We start from the raw sequence: 19,360 nt of genomic DNA on the forward strand, positions 1-19,360 counted from the left end.
CGGCAGGTCTGCCCGTTCGCGTGAGAGAGCAAGGAACCCGCAAGACCGATGAGCAAGCGCGACTACTACGAAGTCCTCGGCGTCAGCCGGACCGTCACCGAGGCCGAGCTGAAGGTGGCTTACCGCCGCGCGGCCGCCAAGCACCATCCTGACCGCAACCACGGCAACGAGAAGGCCGCCGAGATCGCGTTCAAGGAGTGCAAGGAGGCCTATGAGGTGCTGTCCGACGCCGGCAAGCGCCGGGCCTACGACCAGCACGGCCACGCCGCCTTCGAGCACGGCATGGGCGGCGGGGGCGCGGGTCCCGGCTATGCCGACGTCGGCGACATCTTCGGCGACATCTTCGGCAACATCTTCGGCGGCGGCATGGGCGGCCAGCAGCGCCAGCGCCGCGGTGCCGACGTCGGCTACCGCCTCGACCTCGACCTGGAGGAAGCGGTCTCCGGCATCGAGAAGAAGATCGAACTGCCGACGCTCGCCGAGTGCGACGACTGCGGCGGCTCCGGCTCCGAGGACGGCCAGCTCGATACCTGCGGACAGTGCGGCGGGCGCGGGCAGGTGGTGATGCAGCGCGGTCCGTTCCGCATGCAGCAGCCGTGCCCGGCCTGCATGGGGCGCGGCCAGACCATCGTGCATCCGTGCAAGAGCTGCCACGGCAATGGCCGCGTGCACGAAGACAAGGTGTTGGAAGTGAACATCCCGGCGGGCGTGGACAGTGGCGACCGCATCCGCCTGGCGGGCGAGGGCGAGGCCGGACCGGCCGGCAGTCCGCCCGGCGACCTGTATGTGGAAGTGCGGGTGCGCCCGCATGAGATCTTCACCCGCGAAGGCGACGACCTGCATTGCGAAGTGCCGATCCGCATCTCGCAGGCGGCGCTCGGCGACACCGTGCGCGTGCCGACGCTGGAAGGCGAGGCGGAAATCCGCATTCCGGCCGAAACCCAGAGCGGCAAAGTGTTCCGCCTGCGCGGCAAGGGCGTGAAGTCGGTCCGCAGCCGCAGCGAGGGCGACCTGTACTGCACGGCGGTGGTGGAAACGCCGATCAACCTGACCGCCGAACAGCGCCAGCTGCTGGAGCAGTTCGAATCGACCTTCACCGGCGAGGACGCGCGCAAGCATTCGCCCAAGCACGCCACCTTCATGGACGGGGTCAAGGGCTTCTGGGACCGGATGACCGGCTGACGCGCGGTTGCCCCTTCACCGTGCCGGCCGCTAACGTGGGCGGCCTTCTTCCCGGTCGCCTCCGCCTATGGCCCACGATCCCGACATCCGCCTGCTGATCCATGGTGCCAATGGCCGGATGGGCCAGGCATTGTTGCGGCTGTGCAACGAATCGCCGGGCTGCGGCACGGTCGCGGCGGTGTCGCGCCGTTCGCCGCAGCAAAGGGTGGTGGATGGCGTCGCGCACCTGGCCGCCAGCGAGATGTCGGGCGCGCCGGCCTTCGACGTGGCGGTGGATTTCAGCCTGCCGGAAGCCTTCGACGGCATCCTCGCGCTGTGCGTCGAACGCGGGGCCGCGCTGGTCTCCGGCACCACCGGGCTGTCCGATGCGCAGAAGGCCGCGCTCGAAGCCGCATCGCAACGCATTCCCGTGCTGTGGGCGAGCAATTTCAGCATCGGCGTGGCCGTGCTGAACAAACTGGTGCGCCGCGCCGCCGAGGCCTTGCCGGACTGGGACTGCGACATCATCGAAATGCACCACACCCGCAAGCTGGATGCGCCTTCGGGCACCGCGTTGACGCTGGGCCAGTCGGCCGAGGCGGGCGGCGCCACGCCGCACTACGCCGCGATCCGCGCCGGCGATATCGTCGGCGAGCATCTGGTGCAGTTCGCGGGGCAGGGCGAGCGCATCGAACTGATCCACCGCGCCACCCACCGCGACATCTTCGCGCGGGGTGCATTGCAGGCGGCACGCTGGCTGGCGGGCCGTCCGGCGGGCCTGTATGCAGTCCGTGATCTGCTGGATGATGTCGCCGGACTGGATTCACGCGGCCATCACCGATAGAATCCTCGTTCGCCTGAATCCAATCGCCTCCGGGGTAGCCAATGCGCACTTCGGCGGTTTTTTGCAACCCCAGACAAGGCGAAGCCCGTGATCCAACCTGCACTTCTCGCGCTTGAAGACGGCACTGTCTTCAGGGGCTCATCCATCGGCGCGCCCGGTATTTCAGTGGGCGAGGTGGTGTTCAACACCGCCATGACCGGCTACCAGGAAGTGCTGACCGACCCGTCGTACGCGCGCCAGCTGGTCACCCTGACCTATCCGCACATCGGCAACACCGGCATGACGCCGCAGGACGACGAGGCTGCCCGCGTCTGGGCCGCCGGCCTGATCGTGCGCGACGTGCCGCGCCGCCCCAGCAGCTGGCGCAACCGGCAGTCGCTGCCGGAGTGGATGCGCGAACGCGGCATCGTCGGCATCCATGACCTCGACACGCGTGCGCTGACCCGCCGCCTGCGCGAGAGCGGTGCCCAGAACGGCGCGCTGATGGCCGGCGAAGGGCTGGATGCCGATGCGGCGATCGAGGCCGCGCGCAAGTTCCCCGGCCTGAAGGGCATGGACCTGGCCAAGGTGGTCAGCACCGACAAGCCGTATGCCTGGACCGAGGGTTCGCTCGACCTCGACCGCAATGCCTTCGATGTCCCGGCGAAGAAGTTCAAGGTCGTCGCCTACGATTTCGGCGTGAAGACCAACATCCTGCGCATGCTGGCCGACCGCGGCTGCGAGGTGACCGTGGTGCCGGCGCAGACGCCCGCCGCCGACGTGCTGGCGATGCAGCCGGACGGCATCTTCCTGTCCAACGGCCCGGGCGATCCGGAACCGTGCGATTACGCCATCGCCGCCATCCGCGAATTCCTGGCGAAGAAGGTGCCGATCTATGGCATCTGCCTCGGCCACCAGCTGCTGGGCCTGGCCGTGGGCGCGAAGACGATGAAGATGCCGCACGGCCACCACGGCGCCAACCACCCGGTGCAGGAACTCGACGGCGGCCGCGTGCTGATCACCTCGCAGAACCACGGCTTCTGCCTGGACGAAGCCACTTTGCCAGCGAATGCGCGCATCACCCACCGCTCGCTGTTCGACGGCACCAACCAGGGCATCGAACTCACCGATGCACCGGCCTACAGCTTCCAGGGCCACCCCGAAGCATCACCGGGTCCGCGCGACGTCGCGGGCCTGTTCGATCGATTCATCGCCACGATGGCGAACTGACCACTCAGGAGACACGGATTCATGAAACAGCTTGTCATTGCGATCGCGCTGGCATGTGCGTCACTGGTGCCGACCAGTGTCGATGCACGCGAAGTCCCCACGCGTGATTTCTTCAAAGACCCCGAGTTCACCTCGGTGGTGTTGTCGCCCGATGGCAAGCACATCGCGATCACCGTGCCGCAGGCCGACCGCACCCTGCTGGCCGTGCTGGAAACCGACAACAACAAGGTCGTCGGCAAGTGGGATTACGGCACCAACCGCCACATCCGCAACGTGATGTGGGCGAACAACGAGCGCCTGCTGTTCCGCGTCGGCCTGAAGCTTGGCAAGTTCGATTTCGAAGTCGGCAACTCCGACCTCTACGCCACCAACCTCGATGGCACCAAGCGCATCGACATCCCCAATGGCAGCACCTACCAGATCGTCGATGTCACCCGTGACGACCCGCGCACGGTGCTGGTGTCGCGCTCGGTGGAATCCACCTATCTGTCCAAGCTCGATGTCTACAACGGTCGCCTGAGCACCGTGTCGACCGCGAAGGTGGATGGCGGCAGCTTCGTCGTCGACCACACCGGCACCCCGCGCTACGCCTTCGGCGAGATGAAGGACGGCAGCCAGATCACCCTGGCCCGCAACGGCGATATCTGGGAAGAAGTGCACCGCACGCCGCGTGGTGGCGCGACCCTGTCGCCTATCGGTTTCGCCGCCGACAACAAGCACGTCTATATGGAGCGTGGCGACGACGGCAAGCCCGACAGCGTGGTGCTGCTCGACCCGGAAACCGGCGAAGAGAAGCAGGTGTCGAGCAATGGCGCGGTCAGCCCGGCGCGCACCCTGTGGAGCTCCGACGGCAAGACCCTGCTGGGCATCGCCTACATGGACGGCATCCCGTACTGGGACTGGATCGCCCCGGAACACCCCGAGACCAAGGTGCTGGCCGGCCTGGAAAAGGCTTTCCCGGGCAAGGCGGTGAGCTTCTCGGGCAGCAGCGAGGACGGCCGTTACATCGCCATGCGCGTCTTCAGTGACCGCGATCCGGGCCAGCTCTACCTGTTCGACCGCCAGACCGGCCAGGCCAAGTTCCTCGCCGCCAGCATGGACTGGATCAAGCCCGAGGAAATGTCGCCGATGAAGCCGGTGGAGATCACCGCGCGCGACGGCATGCGCATGTTCGGCTACCTGACCATCCCGGCCGGCAGCAACGGCAAGAACCTGCCGCTGATCATCAACCCGCACGGCGGCCCGCACGGCCCGCGCGACAGCTGGGGCTTCAACCCGGAAGTCCAGTTCCTGGCCAACCGTGGCTATGCGGTGCTGCAGGTGAACTACCGCGGCTCCGGCGGTTACGGCAAGGCGTTCGAGCGTGCCGGCTACCGCAAGTGGGGCACCACGATGCAGGACGACCTGACCGATTCGGTGCGCTGGGCCATCGCCGAGGGCATCGCCGATCCGAAGCGCGTCTGCATCTACGGCGCCTCCTACGGCGGCTACGCGGCGCTGATGAGCATCGTGCGCGAGCCGAACCTGTACCAGTGCTCGGTCGGCTACGTCGGCGTCTACGACCTGGACATCCAGCGCCGCAGCAGCGACACCTCGCAGAGCGACTTCGGCATGAACTACCTGCGTGACGTGCTGCCGCCGACCTCCGCCGAGCGCCAGGCGCAGTCGCCGATCTACGGCGTGGACCGCATCAAGACCCCGGTGATGCTGGTGCATGGCCGCCTGGACCGCCGCGTGCCGATCGAGAACGTCGAGAAGCTGGAAGCCAAGATGAAGGCGGCCGGCAAGGCGCCGGAAGACGTGGTGATCGAGGACAAGGAAGGCCATGGTTTCCAGAACGTGGACAACCAGGTGAACCTCTACAACCGCATGCAGGCGTTCTTCGACCGCCACATCGGCAACAAGAAGTAAGTGATGCACAGGGGAGGGCGGCCATCCGCCCTCCCGTCCCCCTCACGCGCCAGCCACGGCGCGCCTGAAGTGACCTGATCCATGCCCAAGCGCAGCGACATCCAGACCATCCTTATCATCGGCGCCGGCCCGATCGTCATCGGCCAGGCGTGCGAGTTCGACTACTCCGGCGCACAGGCCTGCAAGGCGTTGCGCGAGGAGGGCTACCGCGTGGTGCTGGTGAACTCCAACCCGGCGACGATCATGACCGACCCGGAGATGGCCGATGCGGTCTACATCGAGCCGATCAACTGGAAGTCGGTCGAGAAGATCATCGCCAAGGAAAAACCCGACGCGCTGCTGCCGACGATGGGCGGCCAGACCGCGTTGAACTGCGCGCTGGACCTGGCCGACAACGGCGTGCTGGAACGCCACGGCGTGGAGTTGATCGGCGCCAGCCGCGACGCCATCCGCATGGCCGAGGACCGCGAGCTGTTCCGCGTGGCGATGGCGGAGATCGGGCTGGAATGCCCGAAGGCCGAGGTCGCGCGCAATTTCGAGCAGGCGGTCGATATCCAGACCCGCGTCGGCTACCCGACGATCATCCGCCCGAGCTTCACGCTGGGTGGCAGCGGCGGCGGCATCGCCTACAACAAGGAGGAGTTCGAGGAGATCGCCAGGCGCGGCCTCGAGCTCTCGCCGGTGCACGAGATCCTGGTCGAGGAGTCGGTGCTCGGCTGGAAGGAATTCGAGATGGAAGTGGTCCGCGACACCGCGGACAACTGCATCATCGTCTGCAGCATCGAAAACCTGGACCCGATGGGCGTGCATACCGGCGACAGCATCACCGTCGCGCCGGCGCAGACGCTCACCGACAAGGAATACCAGCGCCTGCGCGATGCCTCCATCGCGGTGCTGCGCAAGATCGGCGTGGATACCGGTGGCAGCAACGTGCAGTTCGGCGTCAATGCGCAGACCGGCCGCGTCGTCGTCATCGAAATGAATCCGCGCGTGTCGCGTTCCTCGGCGCTGGCGTCGAAGGCGACCGGTTTCCCGATCGCCAAGATCGCGGCCAAGCTCGCCGTCGGCTACACGCTGGACGAGTTGAAGAACGACATCACCGGTGGCCTGACGCCGGCGAGCTTCGAGCCGTCGATCGATTACGTGGTGACCAAGATCCCGCGCTTCGCCTTCGAGAAATTCCCGGCCGCCGATTCGCGCCTGACCACGCAGATGAAGTCGGTGGGCGAGGTGATGGCGATCGGCCGCACCTTCCAGGAGTCGATGCAGAAAGCGTTGCGCGGTCTTGAAACCGGCAAGGTCGGCTTCGACCCGACCGGCCTGGACTGGAACAACGAGGACGACCTGGCCCGCCTGAAGCGCGAAGTGAAGGAGCCGGGCCCGGAACGCCTGTTCTACCTGGCCGATGCCTTCCGCGCCGGTCTCTCTGTGGACGATGTGCACGCGTTGTCGTTCGTCGATCCGTGGTTCCTCGACCAGATCGAGGACATCATCGCCGCCGAGCAGACCATCGCGAAGGGTGGGCTGGCCGCGCTCGATGCCGCCGCGATGCGCGGCTACAAGCGCATGGGTTTCTCCGACGCGCGCATCGCCCAGCTCTGCAATACCGACGAGGCCGCGGTCCGCGCCCTGCGTCGTGGCTTCGGCATCCGCCCGGTGTACAAGCGCGTGGACAGCTGCGCGGCGGAATTCGCCACCACCACCGCCTACATGTATTCGACCTACGAGGATGAGTGCGAGGCGGCGCCGTCCGACCGCGAGAAGATCATCGTGCTCGGCGGCGGCCCGAACCGCATCGGCCAGGGCATCGAGTTCGACTACTGCTGCGTCCACGCCGCACTCGCGCTTCGCGAGGATGGCTACGAAACCATCATGGTCAACTGCAACCCGGAAACGGTGTCGACCGATTACGACACCTCCGACCGCCTGTATTTCGAGCCGCTGACGCTGGAAGACGTGCTGGAGATCATCGATCTCGAGAAGCCGAAGGGCGTCATCGTGCAGTACGGCGGGCAGACGCCGCTGAAACTGGCCAAGGCGTTGGAAGCCAATGGCGCGCCGATCATCGGCACTTCGCCGGAGTCGATCGACCTGGCCGAAGACCGCGAGCGCTTCCAGCAACTGGTGGAGAAGCTGCAGCTGAAGCAGCCGCCGAACCGCACCGCCCGCAGCGCCGAGGAAGCCCTGGTGCTGGCGCGCGAGATCGGCTACCCGCTGGTGGTGCGCCCGAGCTACGTGCTGGGTGGCCGCGCGATGGAAGTGGTCCACGCCGACGCCGACCTTGAACGCTACATGCGCGAGGCGGTGAAGGTCAGCCACGACTCGCCGGTGCTGCTCGACCGCTTCCTCGACAACGCGGTGGAAGTGGACATCGATGTCATCGCCGACAAGGACGGCAACGTGCTGATCGGTGGCGTGATGGAGCACATCGAGGAAGCCGGCGTGCATTCCGGTGACTCTTCCTGCTCGCTGCCGCCGTATTCGCTGTCGCAGAAGGTGCAGGACGAACTGCGCGAGCAGGTCGTCGCACTGGCGAAGGCGCTGGACGTGGTCGGCCTGATGAACACCCAGTTCGCCGTGCAGACCAATGACGAGGGCGAACACACCATCTTCCTGCTGGAAGTGAACCCGCGTGCCTCGCGCACCGTGCCTTTCGTGTCGAAGGCGATCGGCCGTCCGCTGGCCAAGATCGCCGCGCGCTGCATGGCCGGCATGTCGCTGGCCGCGCAGGACGCGACGACCGAAATCGTGCCCGAGTATTTCTCGGTCAAGGAAGCCGTGTTCCCGTTCGCCAAATTCCAGGGCGTCGATCCTATCCTCGGCCCGGAGATGCGCTCGACCGGCGAGGTGATGGGCGTTGGCCGCAGCTTCGGCGCCGCCTTCGCGCGTGCGGAAGAAGCCGCCAGCATCCGTGCACCCAAGCCCGGCAAGGCCTTCGTTTCCGTGCGCGACCCGGACAAGAAGCGCGTGCTGCCGGTGGCGCAGGAACTGATCCGCCGCGGCTTCGACATCGTCGCCACCCGCGGCACGGCGAAGTGGCTGCAGGACAACGGCATCGAATGCGCCATCGTCAACAAGGTGATCGAGGGCCGCCCGCATGTCGTCGACCTGATCAAGAACGGCGAGATCACCTATATCGTCAACACCACCGAAGGCAAGCAGGCGATCAGCGATTCGTTCTCGATCCGCCGTGAAGCGCTGCAGCATCGCGTCACCTATTCGACGACGATCGCCGGCGCCAAGGCCCTGCTGCATTCGCTCGACTTCCGCGACAGCGGCCCGGTGTGGTCGCTGCAGGAGCTCCACAAGGAACTGCAAGACGCATGAACCAGCCGCCGATGACCGCGCGGGGCGCCGCCCGACTGCGCGAGGAACTTGAAGAACTGAAATCCGTGAAGCGCCCGGCGGTGATCCAGGCGATCGCCGAAGCGCGTGCGCATGGCGATCTCAAGGAAAACGCCGAATACCACGCCGCGCGCGAGCAGCAGGGCTTCATCGAAGGCCGCATCAAGCAGCTCGAAGGCGAGCTCTCACACGCGCAGATCATCGATGTCACCAAGCTCGGCGCCGGCGACAAGATCGTGTTCGGCGCGACCGTGGACCTGGCCGACATCGAGACCGGCAACGAGGTGACCTACCAGATCGTGGGTGACCTGGAAGCCGACATCAAGCTCAAGCTGATCGCCATTTCCTCGCCCATCGCGCGTGCGCTGATCGGCAAGCACGAGGGCGACGAAGTCACGCTGGAAGCGCCCGGCGGCACCCACGAGTTCGAGATCGTCGCCGTCCGCTACGAAGGCTGAGTGGCGGCTTCGCGCATCCAGCTGTTGCTGCCGGCGCCACAGCGCTGGCCTCAGCCGCTGCCGGACAGCATCGCCAAGGCGCTGGGCCGGGCGGATCGTGTCGATGTGGCTTCGGCCGGTGTGCCCGACGTGCCGGCATCCGCGGCCCTGTCACGGCTCGGCGAAGACGACCTGACGCCCGACGACATCCGCGCACATCGCTGGCTGCGCGCCGATCCGGCATGGATCCGCGCCGACATCAACGGCGCACGGCTGTACGCGGTGGGCGCGATGCTGCCGCTCGATGCCGACGACATCGACGCCTTCGCGCCGCTGGTTCAATCGTTGTGCGACGAAGCCGGCTTCACGCTCGACATCGCGCATCCGCAGCGCTGGTACCTGCGCCTTCCTCGCGATGATACGGCGCTGCCCACGTTCTCCACCCCCATCGAGGCCTTGGGCGAAGACGTCTTCGACCACCGCCCCGAAGGCGATGCCGCGCGGCCCTGGCGCGTGCTCGACAACGAAGTGCAGGTCGCGCTGCATCAGCATCCGCGCAACGAGGCGCGGCAACGCCTGGGTCGCCCGCCGGTCAACGCGCTGTGGTGGTGGGGCGGGGCGGCATTGCCCGATGCGCCCGCCGCCGCGCCGCCGACGATCCATTCCGATGATCCCCTGCTGCGAGGTCTGGCACGGCTGGCCAAGATGACGCCTGCCGGTGTGCCGGATGCGTGGCCCGATGACGCGCAAGGGCTGTTCGACCTGCGCGGGATGCGCGCCGAAGACCTTGCGGACAAGTGGCTGTTGCCGGCACTCGAATGGATGTCGAAGGGGAACCGCACGATGCACTGGATGGTGGAAGACGGCCCGACGTGGCGACTGGCCCGCATGCAGCGCTGGCGTTTCTGGCGCGCCGCGCGCGATGCCGATGGCCAGCCGATGCACGCGCCATGACCGCGCGCCGCGTCGTGCGCCGCGAGGTCGATGAGGCCCTGATCTCGCAAGGCGACTGGCCCTCGCATTGGCCGCCCGCGTTGCGTCGCGTGCATGCCGCGCGCGGCAGCACCGGCCTGGGTGATGCGATGCCCGGGCTCGGCAGCCTGCCGCCGCCCGATGGCCTGCTCGGACTGCCGCAGGCCGTGGCCCTGCTGCGCGATGCCATCGCCCGCGACGCGCACATCGTGGTCACCGCCGATTTCGACTGCGATGGCGCGACCGCCTGCGCCGTCGCCGTGCGTGGCCTGCGCATGCTCGGCGCGACGCGCGTGTCCTACGCCGTGCCAGACCGCATGCGTCATGGCTACGGCCTGACGCCCGGGCTGGTCGCCGATATCGCCGCCCTGCAGCCTGATCTGCTGCTCACCGTCGATCACGGCATCGCCTGCCACGCCGGCATCCAGGCGGCGAAGGCGCGCGGCTGGCAGGTCATCGTCACCGACCACCACCTGCCGGGCGAAACGCTGCCGATGGCCGATGCCATCGTCAATCCGCAGCAGCCGGGCGATGGTTTTCCTTCGCGTGCATTGGCGGGCGTCGGCGTGCTGTTCTACCTGCTGCTGGCGATGCGGGCAGCGGCGCGAAACGCTCAGGAATCCGCCGGCAACGCGGACCTCGCATCCCTGTTGGACCTTGTCGCGGTCGGCACCGTCGCCGACATGGTGAAGCTGGATGTCGCCAACCGCGCGTTGATCGGCGCCGGCCTGCGCCAGCTGCGCAAAGGGCAGGGCTGCGCCGGCCTGCGCGCGCTGATCGACGTCGCCGGCCGTGATCCCGCGCGCCTGACCACGGCCGACATCGGCTACGCCATCGCGCCGCGCATCAATGCCGCCGGGCGGCTGGAAGACATGGCGCTCGGCATCGAGTGCCTGCTCGGCGATGACATCGACACCTGCCGCATGCAGGCCGAGGCGCTCGACGCGATCAACCGCGAGCGCCGGCAGATGCAGCAGTCGATGGTCGATCAGGCCGTCGCCTGCCCGGAAGTGGCCGGTGACACGCTGATTCCCTGCGTGTCGGATGAAAGCTGGCACCCCGGCGTGGTCGGGCTGGTCGCCTCGCGGCTCAAGGAGCGCCTGCAGCGGCCGGTGTTCGCCTTCGCGCCGGCCGGCGAGGACGAATGGCGCGGGTCGGCGCGTTCCATTCCCGGCTTCCATCTTCGCGATGCCATCGCTTTGGTCGATGCGCGTCATCCCGGTCTGGTCACCCGTTTCGGCGGCCATGCGATGGCGGCGGGGCTCACCTTGCCGCGTGCGGCCTTGCCGGCATTCACCGAGGCCATCGCCGATGTGGCCGAAGCGCACAAGCCGGCCCTGCTCAGCACCGAAGACCTGGTGAGCGATGGCGAACTGGATGCCGCTTCGCTCGACTTCGCCCATGCCTGCGCCCTGCGTGACGGCGGGGCGTGGGGGCAGGGCTATCCGGAACCGCTGTTCGACGGCGTGTTCGGCGTCCTCGACTGGCGCATCGTCGGCGAGCGCCACCTCAAGCTCACGCTGGAACGTGACGGCCGCCGCTTCAACGCCATGCATTTCGATGGCTGGACCGGAGAGTCACCGGCGGGTGCCGTGCACATCGCCTACCGGTTGACGCCGGATGACTGGCGCGGCGGCGATGCCATCCAGTTGATCGTGGTGCAGCGCGAAGCCGCCTGAAGCCCGGCACCGCGTCAGCGATTCAATCGATGTGCTTCAAGGCCTCGCCGTAATGCGCCGCGACGTGGTCGGTCTTGTCACTTTTGATCTCGTATTGCGGCTTGTCGGGGCTGGCGTGGTGGGTGTGCCCCTTGTAGTCGAAGTCCTGTGTATGGACCTTGGTGATGGTGCCGCTGACGTGGCCGGCCTCGGAATTCCAGCCGACGTGGTCGCCGACCTTGAACGTGGATGCACTGGACATGGCGTGCTCCGGACGGGAGCCACAGGCTGACACCGCCGCCGGAAAATGGGCGTGAGCGCGCCGCCCGCAAGGACGGGCCTGCTAGAATTGCCGGCCGTTTCAACGATGTACGCACAGCCATGATCGAGCTCAATCCCGTCCGAGCACGCATCGCCGACCTCATCGGTCGCCTCGATGCGCTCCGGGGGTTTCTTTGACTACGACGCCAAGAAAGAGCGTCTAGAGGAAGTCGAACGGGAGCTGGAAAGCCCCGATGTCTGGAACGACGCCGATCGTGCGCAGGCCCTGGGCCGCGAGCGGGCGCAGCTGGACAAGAACGTCAACGGCATCCGCGCCCTGACCGAAGGCCTGACCGGCGGCAACGAGCTGCTGGAACTGGCCGAGATGGAAGACGACGAGGACACCGCGCTGGCCGTGGTGGCGGACGTCGACCGCTTCGAGAAGGATGTGGAGAAGCTGGAATTCCAGCGCATGTTCTCCGGCAAGATGGATGCCACCAACGCCTTCGTCGATATCCAGGCTGGCGCCGGCGGCACCGAGGCGCAGGACTGGGCCGAAATGCTGCTGCGCATGTACCTGCGCTGGGCCGAAGGCCGCGGCTGGAAGGTCGAGCTGATGGAAGCCTCGGGCGGCGATGTCGCCGGCATCAAGTCGGCCACGTTCCGCGTCGAGGGCGACTACGCCTACGGCTGGCTCAAGACCGAGACCGGCGTGCATCGCCTGGTGCGCAAGTCGCCGTTCGATTCCGACAACCGCCGCCACACCAGCTTCACCAGCGTGTTCGTGTCGCCGGAAGTCGATGACAACATCGACATCGAAATCAATCCCGCCGACCTGCGCGTGGATGTCTACCGCTCGTCGGGCGCGGGCGGCCAGCACGTCAACAAGACCGAATCCGCGGTGCGCCTGACCCACTTGCCGACCAATATCGTCGTGGCCTGCCAGAACGGCCGCAGCCAGCACCAGAACCGCGATACCGCGATGAAGATGCTGGCCGCCAAGCTCTACGAGTTCGAACTGCAGAAGCGCAACGCCGAACGCGATGCGGTCGAGGCGACCAAGGCCGACATCGGCTGGGGCAGCCAGATCCGCAACTACGTGCTCGACCAGTCGCGGATCAAGGACCTGCGCACCGGCGTCGAGCGCAGCGACACGCAGAAGGTCCTGGACGGCGACCTCGACGAATTCGTCGAAGCCAGCCTGAAGTCCGGGCTCGACGCCGGCGCCAAGCGCGCCGACATGGCCTGATGGAAGCCCGATGAACGAACCGAACAACACCGCGCCGGACGAGAACAGCCTGATCGCGGAACGTCGCGGCAAGCTGGCTGCATTGCGCGGGCAGGGCATCGCCTTCCCGAATGATTTCCGCCGCGCCGACCACGCCGGCGACCTGCAGGCCGATTACGCGGATGCCGAAAAATGGACCGGCGAAGCACTGGAGGCCGAGGGCCGCCGCGTGTCCGTGGCCGGCCGCATGCTCGCCAAGCGGGTGATGGGCAAGGCCGCGTTCGCGCAGATCCAGGATGTCACCGGCCGCGTGCAGCTGTTCCTGCAGTCGACCGCGCTCGGCGAGACCTACGACGCGTTCAAGGGCTGGGACGTGGGCGACATCATCGCCGCCGAAGGCACGCTGATGCGCACAAAGACCGGTGAGCTGTCGGTCAAGGTCGAGACGCTGCGCCTGCTGACCAAGTCGCTGCGCCCGCTGCCCGACAAGTTCCACGGCCTGGCCGACATCGAGCAGCGTTACCGCCAGCGCTATGTCGACCTGATCGTCACCCCGGAAGCGCGCGAAGTGTTCGTGGCGCGTTCGCGGATCATCGCGTCGATGCGCCGCTGGCTGGACGATCGCCGCTTCCTGGAAGTGGAGACGCCGATGATGCATTACATCGCCGGCGGTGCCACCGCGAAGCCGTTCACCACCCATCACAACGCACTCGATCTCGACCTGTTCCTGCGCGTCGCGCCGGAGCTCTACCTGAAGCGCCTGGTCGTCGGCGGCTTCGAGCGGGTGTACGAGATCAACCGCAATTTCCGCAACGAAGGCGTGTCCACCCGACACAATCCCGAATTCACCATGCTCGAGTTGTACGAGGCCTATGTCTCCTACACCGAGGTGATGGACCTGACCGAAGCGCTGATCCGCCACGCAGCGCAGGACGCGATGGGTACGACGGCGATGCAATGGGAAGGCCGCGAGATCGACCTCGGCAAGCCGTTCCGCCGCTGGAAGCTGGAAGAAGCGGTGCGCGAACTCAATCCGGAAATCTCCGTCGCCGACTGCCGCGACCGCGACGCGCTGGCCGCGCATTGCGCACGGCTCAAGGTGGCGGTGAAGCCGGGCTATGGCTGGGGCAAGCTGCTGCTGGAAATCTTCGAGAAGACGGTCGAAGGCGGACTCATCCAGCCGACCTTCATCACCCATTACCCGGTGGAAGTCTCGCCGCTGGCCCGCGAGTCCGACGACGAACCCGGCATCACCGACCGCTTCGAGCTGTTCATCGGCGGCAAGGAAATCGCCAACGGTTTCTCCGAGCTCAACGATCCGGAAGACCAGGCCGCGCGCTTCATGGCGCAGGTCGAGGCCAAGGATGCCGGCGACGACGAAGCCATGCATTTCGATGCCGACTACATCCGCGCGCTGGAAGTGGGCCTGCCGCCGACCGGTGGCCTGGGCATCGGCATCGACCGGCTGGTGATGCTGATGACCGACCGCGCCTCGATCCGCGACGTGCTGCTGTTCCCGTACATGCGTCCACGCACCGACGATTGACCGGTCCGGCGCAAGCCCACCGAAGCCGCATCGCGCAAAAGAAAAACCCGCCGGAAGGCGGGTTTTTCGTGGCCGGAGCGAAGTGGGGCGGACTCAGCCCTTGTGTTCGTCGCGCAGCTCGCGGCGGAGGATCTTGCCGACGTTGGTCTTCGGCAACTCGTCGCGGAATTCGACGATGTGCGGGCGCTTGTAGCCGGTCAGCTGCTCGCGGGCGAAGGCCTTGACCTGGTCGGCGGTGAGCGCCGGATCCTTGCGCACGACCACCACCTTCACGGTCTCGCCGGAATTGTCGTCCGGCACGCCGACCGCGGCGACTTCCGCGATGCCCGGCATCGCCGCCAGCACATCCTCGATCTCGTTCGGGTACACGTTGAAGCCCGACACCAGGATCATGTCCTTCTTGCGGTCAACGATGTAGACGTAGCCGGTCGGCTCGATGCGCGCCATGTCGCCGGTGTGCAGCCAGCCGTCGTCGTCCATCACCTTGGCGGTCTCGTCCGGACGCTGCCAGTAGCCCTTCATCACCTGCGGGCCCTTGACGCAGAGCTCGCCGATCGCCTCGCCATCCATCGGCAGGATGTTGCCGTCATCGTCCTTGATGCAGACATCGGTGGACGGAATCGGCAGGCCGATGGAACCGTTGTATTCCTTGATGTCGAGTGGGTTGATGCAGACCGCCGGCGAGGTTTCGGTCAGGCCGTAGGCTTCGGCCAGCGTGCAGCCGGTGGCCTGCTTCCAGCGTTCCGCCACCGAGCGCTGCACGGCCATGCCGCCACCGAGCGTGAGGTGCAGTTTCGAGAAATCGATCTCATCGAAGCCCGGCGTGTTGAGCAGGCCGTTGAACAGCGTGTTGACGCCGGTCAGCGCGGTGAACTCGATGCCCTTCAGTTCCTTGATGAAGCCCGGCATGTCGCGCGGGTTGGTGATCAGCACGTTGCGCGCGCCGAGCTCCATGAAGACCAGGCCGTTCGCCGTCAACGCGAAGATGTGGTACAGCGGCAGCGCCGTGATGATGGTTTCCTGGCCGTCCTTCGCATTGCCCGACACCCATGCGCCGGCCTGCAGCATGTTGGCGATGAGGTTGCGGTGGGTCAGCATCGCGCCCTTGGCCACGCCGGTGGTGCCACCGGTGTACTGCAGGAAGGCGATGTCCTCGTTGTTGACCGTGACCGCCGGCAGGGTGGTGCGTGCGCCGCGCGCCAGCGCCTCGGCATAGCGGATCGCACCGGGGATGGAATACGCCGGCACCATCTTCTTGACGTGCTTGACCACGAAGTTGACCAGCTTGCCCTTCAGACCGAGCAGGTCGCCCAGGCCGGTGGTGACCACGTGCTTCACGCGGGTGTTGTGCAGCACCTCGGCCAGCACCGAGCCGAAGTTGTCGATGACGACGATGGCGACCGCGCCGGCATCCTTCAACTGGTGCTCCAGCTCGCGCGCGGTGTAGAGCGGGTTGACGTTGACGACGGTGAGGCCGGCACGCAGCACGCCGAACGTGGCGATGGGCTGCTGCATGCAGTTGGGCATCATGACCGCGACGCGGTCACCCTTGGACAGCCCCAGGTCGTTGAGCAGGAAGGAAGCGAAATCGCGGCTCAGGCGGTCGAACTCGCCGTAGGTGATCTCCTTGCCCATGTGGTGGAAGGCGATGCGGTCGCGATGCTTGTCGATGGCCCCCTGCAGGACGTCATTGATCGATGCGTACGAGTCCGGATCGATGGTGGCGGGTACGCCTTGCGGATAGTTGGCCAGCCACGGACGCGCGTCGTTCATTCCTTTCCCCTGTTGCGAAGTGGCCATGGCCACGCATGATCGAATCGTTTCGATTTCACCATGCGTGGGCGGATGCGGCAACCCGCGCACTTGACGCAGCGCAACAAAAGAGGCTTAAAGGCACATGAAAAAGCGCGGCAACCGGAGCTGCCGCGCGTGGGTTTTGCCGCATCAAGCGCCGGGGTCAGGCCGCCTTTTTCCCCGCCAGCTGGCGCAACACGTACTGCAGCAGGCCGCCATTCTTGAAGTACTCGACTTCCTTCGGGGTCAGCAGCAGCACCTTGGCTTCGAAGCTTTGCGTGCTGCCATCGGCGCGGGTAGCGGTGATCGTCGCAGTCTTCGATTCGCCGTCGCGCAGGCCGGTGATCGCGATCACCTCGCTGCCGTCCAGCCCGTAAGTCTGCGCGTTCTCGCCATCCTTGAACTGCAGCGGCAACACGCCCATGCCGACCAGGTTGGAACGGTGGATGCGCTCGAAGCTTTCCGCCACCACGGCCTTGATGCCGAGCAGTTTGGTGCCCTTGGCCGCCCAGTCGCGGCTGGAGCCGGTGCCGTATTCCTTGCCGGCAAACACCACCAGCGGCACGCCATCGGCCTTGTACTTCATCGCCGCGTCGTAGATCGCCATCTTCTCGCCGGCGCCACCCTTGCCGTAATACAGCGTGTTGCCGCCTTCCTCGCCGCCCAGCATCAGGTTCTTGATGCGGATGTTGGCGAAGGTGCCGCGCACCATCACATCGTCATTGCCGCGACGCGAGCCGTAGCTGTTGAAGTCGGCCGGCTGCACGCCGCGCCCGATCAGGAACGCGCCCGCCGGCGAATCCTTCTTGATGCTGCCCGCCGGGCTGATGTGATCGGTGGTGATGGAGTCGCCGAACACGCCCATCACCCGTGCGCCCTCGATGTCGTCGATGTGGCCGACCTCCATCGTCATGCCGTCGAAGTAGGGCGGGTTCTTGATGTAGGTGGACGCGTCATCCCAGGCATAGATCTGGCCGTCCGGCGACTGCACCTGCGCCCAGCGGCTGTCGCCCTTGAACACATCGGCATAGTTCTGCTTGAACAGCTCCGGGCCCACCGTGGCGGCGATGGCGTCGCCGATCTCCTTGTTGCTCGGCCAGATGTCCTTGAGGAAGACGTCGTTGCCGTCCGCGTCCTTGCCCAACGGGTCGCGGGTGAGGTCGATGTCGACCGTGCCGGCGATCGCGTAGGCCACCACCAGCGGCGGCGAGGCCAGGTAGTTCATCTTCACTTCGGCGTGGATGCGGCCCTCGAAATTGCGGTTCCCCGACAGCACCGAGGCCACGACAAGATCGTTCTCGGCGATGCCCTTGCTCACCGCATCCGGCAGCGGGCCGGAGTTGCCGATGCAGGTGGTGCAGCCGTAGCCGACCACGTAGAAGCCGAGCTTCTCCAGGTCGTCCAGCACGCCGGCCTTGCGCAGGTAATCGGTCACCACCAGCGAGCCCGGGCCGAGCGAGGTCTTGACCCACGGCGCGGCCTTCAGGCCCTTGGCCGCTGCATTGCGCGCCAGCAGGCCAGCGCCCAGCATCACCGCCGGATTGGAGGTGTTGGTGCAGGACGTGATGGCGGCGATCACCACCGAGCCATCGCTCAGGCTGTGTTCGCCATCGGCCAGCTTGATCCTGGAGATCGGCTTGGCCGCGAGGTGCTGCGCCTGTTCCTGGTCGCCGCCTTCGCTGTCGAGCTTGTTGATGGCGCAGCCCACCGCACGTCGGCTGGCGGTCAGGCCTTCCAGGTTCTGGTTGAAGTTGCCCTTCATGTCGGACAGCAGCACGCGGTCCTGCGGACGCTTCGGGCCGGCCAGCGACGGTTTGACCTCGCCCATGTCGAGGCTGAGCGTGGAACTGTATTCGGCATGCGGCGAATCCGGCGCGTGCCACAGGCCCTGCGCCTTGGCATAGGCCTCGACCAGCGCGATCTGCGCCTCGCTGCGCCCGGACAGCTGCAGGTAGCGCAGCGCCTCGGCATCGACCGGGAAGATGCCGCAGGTCGCGCCGTATTCCGGTGCCATGTTGGCGATGGTCGCGCGGTCGGCCAGCGGCAGGTGCTGCAGGCCGTCGCCGTAGAACTCGACGAACTTCCCGACCACGCCATGCGCACGCAGCATCTGGGTGACGGTGAGCACCAGGTCGGTGGCGGTGGCGCCTTCCGGCAGCTTGCCGGTCAGCTTGAAGCCGACCACCTGCGGAATGAGCATGGACGAAGGCTGGCCGAGCATGGCCGCTTCGGCCTCGATGCCGCCCACGCCCCAGCCGAGCACGCCGATCCCGTTGATCATCGTGGTGTGGCTGTCGGTGCCGAATACCGTATCGGGGTAGGCGAAGCGGACGCCATCCATCTCGCGCTCCATCACCACGCGCGCCAGGTATTCCAGGTTGACCTGGTGGACGATGCCGGTCGCCGGCGGCACCACCTTGAAGTTGTCGAACGCCTTCTGCCCCCAGCGCAGGAAGCTGTAACGCTCCTTGTTGCGGTCGAACTCGATTTCCGCGTTGAGGTCCAGCGCCTCCGGCCGCCCGAACACATCCACCTGCACCGAGTGATCGATGACCAGTTCGGAGGGAATCAGCGGATTGATCTGTTCGGGCTTGCCGCCGAGCTTGACCACCGCATCGCGCATCGCCGCCAGGTCCACCACGCAGGGCACGCCGGTGAAGTCCTGCAGCACCACGCGCGCCGGCATGAAGGCGATTTCGGTGTCGGGTTCGGCCTTCGCATCCCACTTCGCCACGGCTTCGATGTGCTCGGGTCCGACGGTCTGGCCGCCATCCTCGTGCCGGAGCAGGTTCTCCAGCAGGATCTTCATCGAATAGGGCAGGCGGGCGATGTCGAACTTCCGGCCCAGCTTGCCCAGGCTGAAGTAGTGATAGGTCGTGCCATCGGTTTCGAACTGGTCACGGGTGGCGAATGAATCGTGCATGGTGGCTTCCCGGTTGAGCTATCCCCCTGATTATGGCCGCAGCGCATTCACGCCACGTGACCATCGCCTTC

The 19,360-nt window shown here is 66.5% G+C and carries 13 protein-coding genes; 10 read left to right on the top strand and 3 right to left on the bottom strand.

What is annotated here, in order from left to right:
• The first annotated feature begins 48 nt into the window (after nt 1–48).
• The 8 genes from dnaJ to recJ all read left to right on the top strand — a co-directional run bounded on the left by dnaJ (nt 49) and on the right by recJ (nt 11,558).
• On the top strand, nt 49–1,182 hold the full coding sequence (gene dnaJ, locus DCD74_RS04075) for a molecular chaperone DnaJ (protein WP_112926194.1): 1,134 nt from the start codon (nt 49–51) through the stop codon (nt 1,180–1,182).
• Nucleotides 1,183–1,300: 118 nt separating this feature from the next.
• Nucleotides 1,301–2,005 carry a 4-hydroxy-tetrahydrodipicolinate reductase gene (dapB, locus tag DCD74_RS04080; RefSeq protein ID WP_237049688.1) on the top strand — a complete coding sequence of 235 codons (705 nt, stop codon included), beginning with the start codon at nt 1,301–1,303 and terminating at the stop codon, nt 2,003–2,005.
• A gap of 87 nt (nt 2,006–2,092) precedes the next feature.
• Nucleotides 2,093–3,214, top strand: a complete 1,122-nt coding sequence (gene carA / locus DCD74_RS04085; protein WP_112926196.1) for a glutamine-hydrolyzing carbamoyl-phosphate synthase small subunit — start codon at nt 2,093–2,095, stop codon at nt 3,212–3,214.
• A gap of 21 nt (nt 3,215–3,235) precedes the next feature.
• Nucleotides 3,236–5,125, top strand: coding sequence for a S9 family peptidase (locus DCD74_RS04090; protein ID WP_112926197.1), 1,890 nt, complete (start codon nt 3,236–3,238; stop codon nt 5,123–5,125).
• A gap of 81 nt (nt 5,126–5,206) precedes the next feature.
• Complete coding sequence (gene carB, locus DCD74_RS04095; protein WP_112926198.1) at nt 5,207–8,452, top strand: carbamoyl-phosphate synthase large subunit; 3,246 nt, start codon at nt 5,207–5,209, stop codon at nt 8,450–8,452.
• An 11-nt stretch (nt 8,453–8,463) separates the two neighbouring features.
• Nucleotides 8,464–8,928: a transcription elongation factor GreA gene (gene greA, locus DCD74_RS04100; RefSeq protein ID WP_112927651.1), complete on the top strand. Its 465-nt coding sequence runs from the start codon at nt 8,464–8,466 to the stop codon at nt 8,926–8,928.
• On the top strand, nt 8,929–9,861 hold the full coding sequence (locus DCD74_RS04105) for a phosphoglycerate mutase (protein ID WP_112926199.1): 933 nt from the start codon (nt 8,929–8,931) through the stop codon (nt 9,859–9,861).
• The gene (recJ, locus tag DCD74_RS04110; RefSeq protein ID WP_112926200.1) at nt 9,858–11,558 is read left to right on the top strand and encodes a single-stranded-DNA-specific exonuclease RecJ; all 1,701 of its coding nucleotides are present in this window, start codon (nt 9,858–9,860) and stop codon (nt 11,556–11,558) included. Before DCD74_RS04105 ends, recJ begins: the two co-directional genes overlap by 4 nt.
• Nucleotides 11,559–11,580: 22 nt before the next feature.
• On the opposite strand, the gene DCD74_RS04115 is transcribed toward recJ, so the two are convergent.
• Nucleotides 11,581–11,799, bottom strand: a complete 219-nt coding sequence (locus tag DCD74_RS04115; protein WP_112926201.1) for a hypervirulence associated TUDOR domain-containing protein — start codon at nt 11,797–11,799, stop codon at nt 11,581–11,583.
• Between the two features lie 119 nt (nt 11,800–11,918).
• Between DCD74_RS04115 and prfB the strand changes: the two genes are divergently transcribed.
• Both prfB and lysS read left to right on the top strand, forming a co-directional pair.
• A protein-coding gene (gene prfB / locus DCD74_RS04120) for a peptide chain release factor 2 (protein WP_112926202.1) occupies nt 11,919–13,047 on the top strand; the annotation gives its coding sequence in 2 pieces (ribosomal slippage) (nt 11,919–11,993 and nt 11,995–13,047; 1,128 coding nt in all).
• Nucleotides 13,048–13,057: 10 nt separating this feature from the next.
• Complete coding sequence (lysS, locus tag DCD74_RS04125; protein WP_112926203.1) at nt 13,058–14,572, top strand: lysine--tRNA ligase; 1,515 nt, start codon at nt 13,058–13,060, stop codon at nt 14,570–14,572.
• Nucleotides 14,573–14,665: 93 nt separating this feature from the next.
• Here lysS and DCD74_RS04130 read toward each other — a convergent pair whose 3' ends face one another.
• Nucleotides 14,666–16,345, bottom strand: a complete 1,680-nt coding sequence (locus tag DCD74_RS04130) for an AMP-binding protein (protein ID WP_112926204.1) — start codon at nt 16,343–16,345, stop codon at nt 14,666–14,668.
• A 184-nt stretch (nt 16,346–16,529) separates the two neighbouring features.
• Nucleotides 16,530–19,289, bottom strand: a complete 2,760-nt coding sequence (acnA, locus tag DCD74_RS04135; protein WP_112926205.1) for an aconitate hydratase AcnA — start codon at nt 19,287–19,289, stop codon at nt 16,530–16,532.
• Nucleotides 19,290–19,360 lie beyond the last annotated feature (71 nt).

This window comes from Lysobacter oculi (assembly GCF_003293695.1).
Taxonomy (GTDB): domain Bacteria; phylum Pseudomonadota; class Gammaproteobacteria; order Xanthomonadales; family Xanthomonadaceae; genus Solilutibacter; species Solilutibacter oculi.

Bases quoted from the DNA above. Each gene is read 5' to 3' on its own strand.
- greA (WP_112927651.1), top strand. From the start codon at position 8,464: ATGACCGCGCGGGGCGCCGCCCGACTGCGCGAGGAACTTGAAGAACTG.
- recJ (WP_112926200.1), top strand. From the start codon at position 9,858: ATGACCGCGCGCCGCGTCGTGCGCCGCGAGGTCGATGAGGCCCTGATC.
- DCD74_RS04115 (WP_112926201.1), bottom strand. From the start codon at position 11,799: ATGTCCAGTGCATCCACGTTCAAGGTCGGCGACCACGTCGGCTGGAAT.
- acnA (WP_112926205.1), bottom strand. From the start codon at position 19,289: ATGCACGATTCATTCGCCACCCGTGACCAGTTCGAAACCGATGGCACG.
- carB (WP_112926198.1), top strand. From the start codon at position 5,207: ATGCCCAAGCGCAGCGACATCCAGACCATCCTTATCATCGGCGCCGGC.
- dapB (WP_237049688.1), top strand. From the start codon at position 1,301: ATGGGCCAGGCATTGTTGCGGCTGTGCAACGAATCGCCGGGCTGCGGC.
- DCD74_RS04130 (WP_112926204.1), bottom strand. From the start codon at position 16,345: ATGAACGACGCGCGTCCGTGGCTGGCCAACTATCCGCAAGGCGTACCC.
- DCD74_RS04090 (WP_112926197.1), top strand. From the start codon at position 3,236: ATGAAACAGCTTGTCATTGCGATCGCGCTGGCATGTGCGTCACTGGTG.
- lysS (WP_112926203.1), top strand. From the start codon at position 13,058: ATGAACGAACCGAACAACACCGCGCCGGACGAGAACAGCCTGATCGCG.
- dnaJ (WP_112926194.1), top strand. From the start codon at position 49: ATGAGCAAGCGCGACTACTACGAAGTCCTCGGCGTCAGCCGGACCGTC.